General features: G+C 60.9%; 1 protein-coding gene. It reads left to right on the top strand.

From position 1 onward, the window contains the following. Positions 1 to 1,017: hypothetical protein (locus KYE_RS20665; protein WP_264622657.1), on the top strand; the 1,017-nt coding region annotated here is incomplete at both ends.

Here is a 1,017-nt window from a genome sequence, read left to right as displayed (position 1 = left end):
GTGGCACCGGGTGACACCGTCGCGATCAGCATCACGGACGTCGATGGCGCAGTTGTGAACACCACCGCCACCATCGCTAACGATGGCTCCTATTCCGTGTCCGATGTGGATGTCTCTGGCCTCGTAGATGGCACGCTGACCGTTGACGCCTCTGCTACTGATCGAAACGGTAACAATGTATCTGATTCCGAATCCGGCGTTCTGGATGCTGCAGCAGGCGGTCTGACTCTGGTCATCGACAATGTCGACAACGCTAACGAGACCGTGGATCTCTCCGGCACCACGTCCGACGTGGCCCCGGGGAACACCGTCGCGATCAGCATCACGGACGTCGATGGCACGGAGGTGACTACCACCGCTACCGTCGCTAACGACGGCTCCTATTCCGTTGCCGATGTGGACGTGTCCAGCCTGGTGGATGGCGAGCTGACGGTGAATGCTTCCGCCACCGACCGGAACGGCAATTCCGTCTCCGACTCTGATACCGACACTCTGGACGCCACCGCAGGCAACCTCACTTTGGCGATCGACGAGATCGACAACGCCAGCGAGACCATCGACCTGTCTGGCACCACGGCGGACGTAGCTTCGGGCGACACCGTTGCCATCGACATCACCGATGTGGACGGCACGGTGGTGACCGCCACGGCCACGGTGGCAAACGACGGCACCTATGCGGTCTCGGGGGTGGATGTCTCCAGCCTCGTCGACGGTAACCTGACGGTTAACGCTTCAGCGACTGACCGCAACGGCAATTCGGTCTCCGACTCTGAAACTGGCACCTTGAACGCCACCGCGGGCAATCTCACTTTGGCGATCGACGAGGTCGACAATGCTAACGAGACCGTGGATCTGTCCGGCACTTCAACTGACGTCGCACCCGGCGAGACCGTTGCCATCACCATCACCGATGTGGACGGCACCGTGGTTAACACCACCGCCACCGTCGCCAATGACGGCTCTTACTCAGTCACTGACGTTGATGTCTCTGGCCTCGTCGACGGCACGCTGACCGTT

It is taken from the genome of Marinobacter manganoxydans MnI7-9 (assembly GCF_000235625.1).
Lineage (GTDB): Bacteria > Pseudomonadota > Gammaproteobacteria > Pseudomonadales > Oleiphilaceae > Marinobacter > Marinobacter manganoxydans.
Note: the sequence above shows the minus strand (reverse complement) of the source record. Positions and strands in the feature narration are given on the sequence as shown.